Annotated in this window: 10 protein-coding genes; 6 read left to right on the plus strand and 4 right to left on the minus strand. The window is 69.4% G+C overall.

The features are described 5' to 3' along the window. Positions 1-156 precede the first annotated feature (156 nt). From D7X12_RS33180 to trmB, 3 genes are all read right to left on the minus strand, one after another. The gene (locus D7X12_RS33180) at positions 157-570 is read right to left on the minus strand and encodes a hypothetical protein (protein ID WP_120629233.1); all 414 of its coding nucleotides are present in this window, start codon (positions 568-570) and stop codon (positions 157-159) included. Between the two features lie 49 nt (positions 571-619). After that, the gene (locus tag D7X12_RS33185) at positions 620-1663 is read right to left on the minus strand and encodes a diguanylate cyclase (RefSeq protein ID WP_120629234.1); all 1044 of its coding nucleotides are present in this window, start codon (positions 1661-1663) and stop codon (positions 620-622) included. Positions 1664-1807: 144 nt separating this feature from the next. Beyond that, the gene (trmB, locus tag D7X12_RS33190) at positions 1808-2428 is read right to left on the minus strand and encodes a tRNA (guanine(46)-N(7))-methyltransferase TrmB (RefSeq protein ID WP_120629235.1); all 621 of its coding nucleotides are present in this window, start codon (positions 2426-2428) and stop codon (positions 1808-1810) included. A gap of 80 nt (positions 2429-2508) precedes the next feature. Here trmB and D7X12_RS33195 point away from each other — a divergent pair, with 80 nt between their 5' ends. The 6 genes from D7X12_RS33195 (at position 2509) to D7X12_RS33220 (ending at position 10888) form a co-directional block, all read left to right on the plus strand. After that, positions 2509-3438 (plus strand): bifunctional riboflavin kinase/FAD synthetase, encoded by a 930-nt coding sequence (locus D7X12_RS33195; protein ID WP_120629236.1) that lies wholly within the window; start codon positions 2509-2511, stop codon positions 3436-3438. 255 nt (positions 3439-3693) lie between these two features. Then, the gene (pilB, locus tag D7X12_RS33200) at positions 3694-5394 is read left to right on the plus strand and encodes a type IV-A pilus assembly ATPase PilB (protein ID WP_120629237.1); all 1701 of its coding nucleotides are present in this window, start codon (positions 3694-3696) and stop codon (positions 5392-5394) included. Positions 5395-5433: 39 nt separating this feature from the next. Then, positions 5434-6546: a type IV pilus twitching motility protein PilT gene (locus D7X12_RS33205; RefSeq protein WP_120629238.1), complete on the plus strand. Its 1113-nt coding sequence runs from the start codon at positions 5434-5436 to the stop codon at positions 6544-6546. A gap of 55 nt (positions 6547-6601) precedes the next feature. Beyond that, complete coding sequence (gene pilC, locus D7X12_RS33210; RefSeq protein WP_120629239.1) at positions 6602-7858, plus strand: type IV pilus assembly protein PilC; 1257 nt, start codon at positions 6602-6604, stop codon at positions 7856-7858. A 28-nt stretch (positions 7859-7886) separates the two neighbouring features. Next, the gene (locus D7X12_RS33215) at positions 7887-9455 is read left to right on the plus strand and encodes a two-component system sensor histidine kinase NtrB (RefSeq protein ID WP_244224931.1); all 1569 of its coding nucleotides are present in this window, start codon (positions 7887-7889) and stop codon (positions 9453-9455) included. Then, positions 9452-10888, plus strand: a complete 1437-nt coding sequence (locus D7X12_RS33220) for a sigma-54-dependent transcriptional regulator (RefSeq protein ID WP_439329409.1) — start codon at positions 9452-9454, stop codon at positions 10886-10888. The genes D7X12_RS33215 and D7X12_RS33220 overlap by 4 nt, the downstream gene beginning before the upstream one ends. Here the strand turns inward: D7X12_RS33220 and D7X12_RS33225 are convergent. Then, a partial coding sequence (locus D7X12_RS33225) for a glycosyltransferase (RefSeq protein WP_120629240.1) occupies positions 10851-11830 on the minus strand: 980 nt, incomplete at its 5' end. The genes D7X12_RS33220 and D7X12_RS33225 overlap by 38 nt on opposite strands.

Here is an 11830-nt window from a genome sequence, read left to right on the forward strand (position 1 = left end):
GGGGTCGGGGAGGCCGAGGACGGAGTCACCGGGCCAGTGCCGGGCGTCGTGCCCGGACGCCGGATGACTTCGACTGCGGGGATCACCACCCGCCGTGTCTTCCTGTCGTTCACGGTTGTACGTTACCTGATGCGCGGGGTCCGGGCATGCCCGGGCTCACGGCTGGGGGGATGCTGAAAAGTCCACCTTCCATCCGGACGGTTCCCTCACCATCCGGACCTCGCCCGACCTTCCCGCCGAGCGCACGACCACGGTCGCCTCGTCGCCCTCCTGGCGGAGCAGCGCGACTTCCTGAACATCGGGAGGCACGGGGACATTCGCGAAGAACAGCGCCAGGGGCTCCGGCTTTACCATGCCGCCCGAGGCGTCGCTTACCTGCTGGGCCCGGGTCTTGAGGACCTGCTGGGTGGGTTGGGAAAGCCCCGCGTAGGCCTTGGACAGCTCGCCGCGCTGCACGTGCCGGTGGAAGGTCTGGTAGGCCCCCACCGGGGAGTCCGGCTGGAGACGGTTGCAGCCGCCCAGGGCCAAGAGGGCGAACAGCAGCCAGGTCGTCATCGCGAGCGGGCGCATGGACCCTCGGTTTAGGTCAATCCGCCTCCGTGGGGAAGCGCGAGGTGCGTCAAGCCGCGTGCTGGTGCACCCGGTTGCGGCCCGTGCCCTTGGCCGAATAGAGGCTCACATCCGCCGCGCGCAGCAGCGCCTCCGTGCCCTGCAGGTCGTCCGAGGGCACCGTCGCGACCCCCAGCGACGCCGTCAGCTTCACCGCCTGGGCCACGCCGCCCGGTCCCTGCCAGGACAGCTCCAGCTTCTCGATGGCCTCCCGCACCCGCTCGCACGCCCGGAGCGCGTCCTGGGGGGCGGCCTCCGGCAGGAGCGCGATGAACTCCTCGCCGCCATAGCGGGCCAGCAGGTCCACCTCCCGCAGCGTCGCGCGCGCCGTCTGGGCCACCGCGCGCAGCACCTCGTCCCCGAAGGGGTGCCCGAAGGAGTCGTTGATGCGCTTGAAGTGGTCGATGTCCAGCATCACCAGCGACAGGGGCGAGCGGTACCTGCGCGAGCGCATGAACTCCTCGTTCAGCCGCTCCTCGAAGTAGCGCCGGTTGAACAGGCCGGTGAGCGCGTCGGTGCGGCTGAGCTCCAGCAACTCCTGACGCCGCCGGTCCAGCTCCCGGTTGGCCCACTCCAGCTCCCGGTTCTTCTCCACCAGCGCGTCCTGCAGCGCCTTGAGCCGCAGCATCGACTTCACGCGCGCGCCCAACTCCAGCATGTCGAAGGGCTTCACCAGGTAGTCGTCCGCCCCCAGCTCCAGCCCCTCCACCTTGCCCGCCGCCTGCCGGGCCGTCATCAGGATGACGGGGATGAAGCCGAAGCCGCTCTCCGTGGCGTTCGCCTTGACGATGCGGCACACCTCCACGCCGCCCAGCCCCGGCATCTCCACGTCCATCACGATGAGGTCCGGCCGCCCCGCGCGGATGGCGGACAGCGCCTGCGTGCCGTCCAGCGCCTCGCGGAACACGTAGCCGTGCGGCGCCAGCCCCTCGCGCACGTGCCGCACCTGGGCCGGATCATCGTCCACGATGAGCACGGTGCGGCCGGAGAAGTCGTTCGCGGGCCCGCTCCTCCGGGCGACCTCCAGCGTCCTCTTCCTCTCGGCCTCCGGCATGCGCTGCCCGCCCCCTGGATACGGTCGTCGCCCACATCGCAAGTGTCCCCGCGTACAGGGGACACCTGTCTTGCAATTCTCACCCGGTGAGACGGGCGCTGCCAAGGGTCGCGGGGGGTGTCCTCCCTGCGGACGTTGACCGGTCTACGGTGCGGGCTTCACCAGGCGGGCGCGGTAGACGGGCTCGCCGGACGCCAGGTAGCGCCGCTCGCGGGTGGAGGGAACTTCTTCGGGGTCGTACGGATGGAAGACGCCCTCGCCCAGCGGGTTGTGGAAGCCCGCCTCCTCCAGGATGCGGAGCATGGCCACGCCGCGGTCCTGCACGTCGGTGCGCATGTCGAAGCGGCCGCCGGGCTTGAGCAGCCCCAGCATCAGCTTCGCGAAGTCCGGCTGCACCACCGCCCGCTTGGCGTGCGAGCGCTTCCACCAGGGATCCGGGAACTGGAGGTGGATGCCGTCCAGCGTCCCGGGGGCGAAGATGCGCGGCACCACGAAGCGCGCGTCGGATTCGATGACGCGCAGGTTCTTCAGGCCCAGCTTCTCCCCGCGCATCTGGGTGTCGCGCGCGTACTTCTTGCGCCACTCGAAGGCCACGAAGCGCACGCCCGGGTTGCGGCGGCAGTACTCCAGCGCGTGTCCGCCCGCGCCGGAGCCGATCTCCAGCTCCAGCGGGCCCGTGAAGCCGAACTCCGCGTCCCAGTCCGGGGGCGTTTCCAGGGGGACGAACTTGAGGCCGACCGGTTCGGGGAGCAGGGCAGGGCGCATGGCGGGAGCGGGCGCCTCTAACCATGGAGCCGCGTGGGTTGGCCAGGGCAAAAGCGCGCACGGTGGTATAGGGAAGGGCCATGAAGGTCTTCCAGTCCGTCTCCGAGGCAGGCGGCCAGCTCCAGGGGCAGGCCGTCGCGCTGGGCAACTTCGACGGCGTGCATGTGGGCCACCAGGCCCTCTTCGCGGAAGCCATGCGCCATGCCCCCGCCGCCGCGCTCACCTTCCAGCCCCACCCGGGCAAGGTGCTCCAGCCAGAACTCGCGCCCAAGCTCATCACCCTCCTGCCGCGCAAGCTGGAGCTGCTCGCCGCCTGCGGCCTCACCCACGTGGTGGTCCAGCCCTTCACCCGCGAGTACGCGCGCACCACGCCTTCGGATTTCGAGGCCGCGCTGCTGGACGTCCTGGGCGCGGGCCACCTCGTGGTGGGCAGCGACTTCACCTACGGCGCCGCGCGCGCGGGCACCGTCACCACCCTGCGCGAGGCCGCGGCGAAGCGGGGCGCCCACGTCCACGTCGTGCAGCCCGTGCACGTGGACGGCGTCGTCGCGTCCTCGTCGCGCATCCGCGAGTACATCCTGGAGGGGCGCGTGAGCGCGGCCAGGCGCCTGCTCGGCCGCCCGTTCGACCTGGATGGCACCGTGGTGGCAGGAGCGGGGCGGGGGCGCACCATCGGCTTTCCCACCGCCAACGTGGACACCCAGAACGAGCTGCGGCCCGCACCCGGCGTGTATGCCATCCGCGCGCGCCTGAAGGCGGAAGGGGAGGGCGGCGCGTGGAGGCCGGGCGCGGCCAACATCGGCGTGAAGCCCACCTTCGGCGGCACGGAGGTCACCATCGAGGCGCACCTCCTGGACTTCTCCGGCGACCTCTATGGCCAGGAGCTGCGGGTGCAGTTCCTGGAGCGCCTGCGGCCCGAGCAGCGCTTCGGCTCCGCCGCGGAGCTGGTGGGTCAAATCAAGCGCGACGTGGAGGCCGCCCGCACCGTGGTGGCCCGCGACGACGGGTAGGCCGCCTTTTCCGCCACGCCGGACGCGTTCCTCTCTGAAGGACGCGAAGGACGCGAAGCACGCGGGGGCGGGGGTGGACAGCAAGGGGGCACGCGAGGGCGCCTTGACAGGCCGCGCATCGGTTTCCTCTAATCCAGGAGGATCCGTGCCAGGGCGTCAGGCCCCTGTCGCACGCCCCCCATCCCCCACAAGGTCCCCGCTGAGTGGCCGGGGGTCTGGCTGTCCCCTCCTCACGCTCAAAGAGGCATCCCAGAAATGTCCGGTCGACTCGGTGAATTGCTGGTGCGCGAGAACCTCATCTCCGTCCAGCAACTCCGCAAGGCGCAGGAGGAGCAGCAGAAGAGCGGCGCACGCATTGGCACCGCCCTCATCAAGACGGGCGCCATCGAGGAGTCGAAGCTCACCGACTTCCTGTCGAAGCAGTACGGCGTGCCCGCCATCAACCTGAAGGACTTCGACATTGATCCGGACATCATCAAGCTCGTGCCCAAGGAAGTGGCCGAGAAGCACCTGGTGATCCCGGTCAACCGCGCGGGCCCGTCGCTCATCGTGGCCATGTGCGACCCGTCCAACATCTTCGCGGTGGACGACCTGAAGTTCCTCACCGGCTACAACATCGAGGCCGTCGTCGCCTCGGAGATCTCCATCCGCGAGGCCATCGAGCGCTACTACGCCGAAAAGGGCCCCTCGATGGAGGACATCGTCGGCGACGTGGGCGACGACATCGAGGTCGCCAAGGACGAGCAGGAGAACCTGGACGAGATGGCCAAGGCCGCGGACGACGCGCCGGTCGTCAAACTGGTGAACCTCATCCTCATGGACGCCATCAAGAAGCGCGCGTCCGACATCCACATCGAACCGTACGAGAAGGACTTCCGGGTCCGCTTCCGGATCGACGGCGTGATGTACGAGGTGATGCGCCCGCCCATGAAGCTGCGCAACGCCATCACCAGCCGTCTGAAGATCATGGCCTCGCTCGACATCTCCGAGCGCCGCCTGCCGCAGGACGGCCGCATCAAGATCAAGATTGGCGGCGGCAAGGAGATGGACTTCCGCGTGAGCGTGTGCCCCACGCTCTTCGGCGAGAAGGTCGTGATGCGCTTGCTCGACAAGAGCAACCTGCAGCTCGACATGACCAAGCTGGGCTTCGACGCGACGCCCCTGGCCTGGTTCAAGGAAGCCATCGACCGGCCCTACGGCATGGTGCTGGTGACGGGCCCCACGGGCTCCGGCAAGACGACGACGCTCTACTCCGCGCTCGCCAGCCTCAACGACGTGGGCACCAACATCTGCACCGCCGAGGACCCGGTCGAATTCAACTTCGCCGGCATCAACCAGGTGCAGATGCATGAGGACATCGGCCTGAACTTCGCCGCCGGCCTGCGCTCGTTCCTCCGCCAGGACCCGGACATCATCATGATCGGTGAGATCCGCGACTTCGAGACGGCGGAGATCGGCGTCAAGGCCGCGCTCACCGGCCACCTCGTGCTCTCCACGCTGCACACCAACGACGCCCCCGGCACCGTCAGCCGTCTGCTGAACATGGGCATCGAGCCGTTCCTCGTGACGGCGTCGCTCAACCTCATCCTCGCCCAGCGTCTGGCGCGCCGGCTGTGCCCCGCGTGCAAGCGCCCCGCGGAGAAGGTGGACGAGCAGGCCCTCATCGACGCGGGCATCCCGCCGGACAAGATGGGCACCTTCACGATGTACGAGAAGGTCGGCTGCCGCGACTGCAACGACCGCGGCTACCGCGGCCGCGTGGCCATCTACGAGGTCATGCCCTTCTGGGACGGCCTCAAGGAGCTGGTCATCAACGGCGGCAGCGCCGCCGAGCTCAAGCAGGAGGCCATCCGGCTGGGCATGAGCAGCCTTCGCATGAGCGCGCTGCGCAAGCTCATGGACGGCATGACGACGCTCGAAGAGGTCGTGGGCAACACCGCGCCGGACCGCTTCTAAGGCACTTCTTCACTTCTTCCCCCGACAGGACACGCATCCGTGGCCAACCTGCACCAGCTCCTCAAGGCGATGGTCGAGAAGGGCTCTTCCGACCTCCACATCACCACCGGCTCGCCGCCGCAGCTCCGCGTGGACGGTGAACTCGTCCCGCTCAAGACGGCGCCGCTCACCCCCGTGGAGACGAAGCAGCTCTGCTACTCCATCCTCACGGACGCGCAGAAGCACAAGTTCGAGGAGGAGAACGAGCTGGACCTGTCGTTCGGCGTGAAGGGGCTGTCACGCTTCCGCGCGAACATCTTCATGCAGCGCGGCGCCGTGGCCGGCGCCTTCCGCACCATTCCGTTCAAGATCCTGACGTTCCAGGAGCTGGGCCTGCCGCCGGTGGTGGCGGAGCTGGTGAAGAAGCCGCGCGGCCTCATCCTGGTGACGGGCCCCACGGGCTCCGGCAAGTCCACCACGCTGGCCTCGATGATCGACAAGATCAACACCGAGCGTCATGAGCACATCATGACCATCGAGGACCCCATCGAGTACCTGCACCCTCACAAGAACTGCCTTGTGAACCAGCGCGAGGTGGGCGCGGACACGCGCAACTTCAAGACGGCCCTCAAGTACATCCTCCGCCAGGACCCGGACGTGGTGCTGGTGGGTGAGTTGCGCGACCTGGAGACCATCGAAGCGGCGCTCACCATCGCGGAGACGGGCCACATCTGCTACGCGACGCTGCACACCAACAGCGCGGTGCAGACCATCAACCGCGTGCTGGACGTGTTCCCGCCGTACCAGCAGCCGCAGGTGCGCGCGCAGCTCTCCTTCGTGCTGGAGGGCGTGATGAGCCAGGCGCTCGTGGCCAAGGCGGGCGGCCCGGGCCGCGTGCTGGCGCTGGAGGTCATGGTGCCCAACCCCGCCATCCGGAACCTCATCCGCGAGGACAAGGTCCACCAGATCTACTCCTCCATGCAGGTCGGCCAGGCGAAGTACGGCATGCAGACGTTCAACCAGGCGCTGGCCGCCCTTCTGGCGCGTCGCCTCATCAACCAGGACGAGGCGTTCGGCCGTTCCTCCGACCCGGAAGAGCTGCGCAACATCCTCGCCACGGGGGCGGGCCAGGGCGGCGCCCAGCGGCCGGCCGGGGGAGCGGGTGCCCGTTAGTTTTCCGGCGTGAATTTCATGGTTTAGACTCGGCGCCCTCCCCGGAGGTCCAGGTATGGCAGCACCAGCGGTCCAGCAGAAGGCGACAGCATCCAAGAAGAATACGGCCCAGTTCCTCTGGGAGGCCAAGACCAAGAGCGGGGAGAACAAGAAGGGCGAGATGGAGGCGATGGACATCGAGGCGGTCAACGCGCGCCTCAAGTCCCTCGGCCTCAACCCGACCAAGGTCCGCAAGAAGAGCTCCTTCGACATGGAGCTGTCGCTGCCGGGCGTCGGAGGCGTCACCGGCAAGGACATCCTCATCTTCACCCGGCAGTTCGCGACGATGATCGACGCGGGCCTGCCCCTGGTGCAGTGTCTGGACATCCTCGCCAGCCAGATGGACAACCCCGCCTTCAAGAAGGTGGTGTTCGCCATCAAGGGCAAGGTGGAGCAGGGCAGCACCTTCGCGGACGCGCTGAAGGAGCACCCCAAGGTCTTCGACGAGCTCTACGTCCAGCTGTGCGCCGCGGGCGAGGTGGGCGGTATCCTCGACACCATCCTCAACCGGCTCGCCGCCTACCGTGAGAAGAACGAGAAGCTCAAGTCCAAGGTCAAGGGCGCCATGACCTACCCGTCGGTGGTCATCCTGGTGGCCATTGGCGTGACGGCGCTCCTGCTGCTCAAGGTGACGCCCGTCTTCGAGAAGATGTTCGCGGACTTCGGCTCGGAGCTGCCGGGCCCCACGCAGGTCGTCGTGGACATGTCGAAGTTCGCCCAGGCGTACTTCCTCCACACCGTGGTGGGCATCGCGGCGCTCGTCTTCGGCTTCACCTGGACCTACCGCCAGCCCAAGGGCCGCAAGTTCTGGGACAAGACGTTCCTCAAGCTGCCCCTGTTCGGAGACGTGCTGCGCAAGGTGGCGGTGGCGCGCTTCACGCGCACGCTGGGCACGATGATCTCCTCCGGTGTGCCCATCCTGGACGCGCTGGACGTGACGGCGAAGACGGCCGGCAACCGCACGGTGGAAGAGGCCATCTACTACGTGCGCGGGAAGATCTCCGAGGGCAAGAACATCGCGGGTCCGCTGCTGGAGACCAAGGTGTTCCCGTCCATGGTGGTGCAGATGATTGGCGTCGGTGAAGCGACGGGCGCCATGGACACCATGCTCAACAAGATCGCCGACTTCTACGACGACGAGGTGGACGCGGCCATTGGCGCGCTCACGTCGATGATCGAACCCCTGCTGATGGTGTTCCTCGGTGGCGTGGTCGGTGGCTTCCTCATCGCCATGTACCTGCCCATCTTCTCGCTTGCCGGCGCAATCAAGTAACGCCGCCGCAGGACGTCCGGCGCGAGACGTGGCCCCGGGGCTGCGCTCGCGCCTGGTATGGCTGGTGTTGTTCCGCACCGTGGCGACGAGCCTCTCGCTCGTCGTGACCGTCGTGCGGTTGATGACCCAGCCCGCGCAGGAGCCCAGCCGCGCGGACTCGCTGTCGTTCGCGGTCATCGCGGGCGCCTACCTCCTCACGGTGGTGACGGGCCTGCGCCTGCGCCGGGGCACCGCGGGCCGTCTGGACGCCACGGTGCAGGTGGTGGGCGACGTGCTCATCGCCTCCGGGCTGGTGTACCTGAGCGGAGGGGCGGAGTCGCCGCTCACGTTCCTCTACAGCCTGGCCGTGATTGGCGCCGCGGTGGTGCTGGACTGGCGGGGCGCGCTCGTCGCCGCGGCCGTCTCCACGTTCGCGTTCACCGCGCTGCTGCTCATCATCCGGCTCACCACGCCCCTGGACGACGTCGTGGAGCCGCCCGCGCGGGTGCTCTTCGTGCTGGGCAGCAACGCGCTGGCGCTGGGGCTCATCGCCGTCTTGTCGGGCTACCTGTCGCGCCAGCTGTCCGCCGCGGGCGGCGCGCTGTCGCAGAGCGAGGCGGACCTGCGCCGGCTGGGGCGGCTGCAGCAGCTCATCCTGTCCTCCATGCCGTCGGGGCTCGTCACCTGCGACATCGGGCGGCGCGTCACCTTCCTCAACACCGCGGGCAGCGGCATCCTCCAGACGGACGCCCTCGCGTGCGTGGGGCAGCCCCTGGAGAAGCTCCTGCCGGGCGTGTCCGCGATGGCGCCCCGCTTCGTCCGGGGGGAGCTGCCGGTGCAGACGCCCGGCGGCAAGCGGGTGCTGGGCCTGTCGGTGTCGCCGCTGGAGGGTGAGGCGGGCGCGCTGCTCATCGTCTTCCAGGACCTCACCGAGCTGCGGCGCATGGAGGAGGACCTGAAGCGCACGGACCGGCTGGCGAGCCTGGGCGCCCTGTCCGCGCAGCTGGCGCACGAGCTGCGCAACCCGTTGGCCTCCATGCGGGGCTCCGCGCAGCTGCTCGCCCAGGACAAGACGCACGACGCGGTGGCGCAGAAGCTCACCGGCATCCTCATGCGCGAGTCGGACCGGCTGGCGCGGCTGGTGGAGGACTTCCTGCGCTTCGCCCGGCCGCCGGAGCCCCAGCGCCAGCCGGTCGCGCTGGACGCACTCCTCGTGGAGACGGTGGACATGCTGCGCGTGGACCCCCTGTCGCGCGAGGTGCAGCTGGAGGTCCAGGCGCCAGAGGCCCTGGTGGCGCCGGTGGATCCGGATCAGCTCCGCCAGGTGCTCATCAACCTGGTGCGCAACGGTTGTCAGGCGGCGGGGCCCAAGGGGACGGTGCGGGTGGCCCTGGCGCGCGTGGACGGAGAAGCGCAGATTCGCGTGTGGGACTCGGCCGGCAGCATCACGGAGGAGATGATGGGACACCTGTTCGAGCCGTTCTTCACCACCCGCAACGGCGGCACCGGGCTGGGGCTGTCCACCGCGCACTCCATCATCCGCGGGCACGGGGGCACCATCCGCGTGACGTCGCACCCGTCCGAAGGCACCGAGTTCCTGGTGGGGTTGCCGCTGTGACGCCCCCGGCCCATGACGGCGGCCCGCGCGGCCACGTGCTGGTGGTGGACGACGAGCTGTCCATGCGCGAGTACCTGGAGATATTGCTCGTGCGCGAAGGCTACGCCGTGACGAGCGTGCCCGCGGTGGCGGCCGCCTGCGACGTGCTGGCGAAGAACCCGGTGGACCTGGTCATCTCCGACATGAAGCTGGGCCCCGGCGGCAGCGGCCTGGACGTGCTGCGGGCGGCGCGCTCGCGCAAGGAGCCGCCGGAGGTGGTGCTCATCACCGCGTTCGGCACGCCGACCTCCGCGGTGGAGGCGATGCGCGAGGGCGCGTACGACTACATCTGCAAGCCCTTCGACAACGAGGAGCTGCGGCTGCTGGTGCACAAGGCGCTGGAGAAGCGCGCGCTGCGCCAGGAGAACAGCACGCTGAAGGCGCGGCTGTTGCCCGGCCTGGGCGGGCTGCTGGTGGGCAACAGCCCCCGCATGCGCTCGCTGTGGCAGCTGGTGGAGAAGGTGGCCCCGGGGCGCAGCACGGTGCTGGTGACGGGGGAGAGCGGCACCGGCAAGGAGTTGGTGGCGCGCGCCATCCACCTGAGCGGGCACCGCGCCGCGCAGCCCTTCATGCCCTTCAACTGCGCGGCCCTCAACGAGGGCGTGCTGGAGAGCGAGCTGTTCGGCCACATGCGCGGCTCCTTCACCGGCGCCACGCACGAGCGGCAGGGGCTCTTGCTGTCCGCGGGCGAGGGCACGGTGATGCTGGACGAGGTGGGGGAGATGCCCCTGTCCACGCAGGTGAAGCTGTTGCGCGTGTTGCAGGAGCGCAAGGTGAAGCCCGTGGGCAGCGCGGCGGAGATCCCCTTCCACGCGCGCGTCATCGCCGCCACCAACCGCCGGCTGGAGGCGGAGGTGAAGGCGGGCCGCTTCCGCGAGGACCTCTTCTACCGGCTCAACGTCATCACGCTGGAATTGCCCCCGCTGCGCGAGCGGCCGGAGGACATCCCGCACCTGGCGGGGTTCTTCCTGTCGCGGCTGGCGGAGGAGCTGGGGCGGCCCAGCCTGCGCTTCGCGCCGGAGACGCTGACGCTGATGGAGCGCTACGCCTTTCCGGGCAACGTGCGCCAGCTGCAGAACATGGTAGAGCGCGCGGCGACGCTGTCGGACTCGGACATGCTGGGCCCCGCGACGCTGCCGCCCTCGGTGCGCGGCGAGGCGGAGCCCACGGCCCGCACGAGCGAGGGCGGAGAGCCGGTGCTGGGGCCGGGCTTCAACCTGGAGCGGCACCTGGACGACAACGAGCGCCGTCACCTGTTGGCCGCGCTCAAGCAGGCGCAAGGGGTGAAGACGCGCGCCGCGGAGCTGCTGGGCCTGTCCTTCCGCTCGTTCCGCTACCGGCTGGCGAAGCACGGCCTCACGGACGAGCTGGACGAGCCGACGCCCCGGGCGTGAGCACCACCGTGTCGGCGCGCTCCGGCGGCGGGAGCGCCGGCACGGCCAGGTAGCTCAGGCGCTTCGCCTCCAGGCCCAGCTGGCTGGTGCTCTCCAGCAGCAGCCCCACGAGCCCCGACAGCGCGCCCAGCAGCACCATGCCCGTGCAGAGGATGGCGGTGGGGAAGCGCAGCACCTGGCCCGTCTCGAAGTACTGGAGGAAGACGGGGATGGACAGGAGCACCGCGGCGGTGATGACGGCGACGGCGATGAGGCCGAAGAACTGGCGGGGCCGCAAGAGCCGCTGCAACCGCAGGATGTGCTGGAGGATGCGCGAGCCGTCGCGCCAGGTGTTCAGCTTGCTGTGCGTGCCCGCGGCGCGCTTGGAGTAGCGCGTGGGCACCTCCTTGACGGGCATGCGCAGCTGCAGGGCGTGGATGCTCATCTCCGCTTCGATTTCGAAGCCCTCGGACATGCCGGGGAACGACTTGACGAAGCGCCGCGACAGGACGCGGTAGCCGGAGAAGATGTCCGACAGCCCCTTGTCGAAGAGGTTGGCCACCACCTGGTTGAACAGCCAGTTCCCGGCGACATGGCCCGCCCGGTACGCCTCCTGTTCGGTGTGCACCCGCGTGCCCACCACCATGTCCAGCGACTCCTCGCGCAGCAGGCGGATCATCTCCTCCACGGCGCCCGCGTCGTAGGTGCCGTCGCCGTCGGCCACGACGTAGATGTCGGCCTCCACGTCGGCGAAGGCGCGGCGCAGCGCATTGCCCTTGCCGCGCCGGGGCTCGCCGCGCACCACGGCGCCCGCGTCACGCGCCACCCGGGCCGTGTCGTCCGTGGAGGCGTTGTCGTAGACGTAGAGCGTCGCGCCGGGCAGCGCGTCGGCGAAGGCGCGCAGCGTCCCGGCGATGGCGGGCGCCTCGTTGAAGCAGGGGAGGATGACCGCGATGCGGGGGG

It is taken from the genome of Corallococcus sicarius, from assembly GCF_003611735.1.
Taxonomy (GTDB): Bacteria; Myxococcota; Myxococcia; order Myxococcales; family Myxococcaceae; genus Corallococcus; species Corallococcus sicarius.

Excerpts from the sequence above, each read along its gene's own strand:
- D7X12_RS33180 (WP_120629233.1), bottom strand. The coding sequence starts at position 570 with ATGCGCCCGCTCGCGATGACGACCTGGCTGCTGTTCGCCCTCTTGGCC.
- D7X12_RS33185 (WP_120629234.1), bottom strand. The coding sequence starts at position 1,663 with ATGCCGGAGGCCGAGAGGAAGAGGACGCTGGAGGTCGCCCGGAGGAGC.
- trmB (WP_120629235.1), bottom strand. The coding sequence starts at position 2,428 with ATGCGCCCTGCCCTGCTCCCCGAACCGGTCGGCCTCAAGTTCGTCCCC.
- D7X12_RS33195 (WP_120629236.1), top strand. The coding sequence starts at position 2,509 with ATGAAGGTCTTCCAGTCCGTCTCCGAGGCAGGCGGCCAGCTCCAGGGG.
- pilB (WP_120629237.1), top strand. The coding sequence starts at position 3,694 with ATGTCCGGTCGACTCGGTGAATTGCTGGTGCGCGAGAACCTCATCTCC.
- pilC (WP_120629239.1), top strand. The coding sequence starts at position 6,602 with ATGGCAGCACCAGCGGTCCAGCAGAAGGCGACAGCATCCAAGAAGAAT.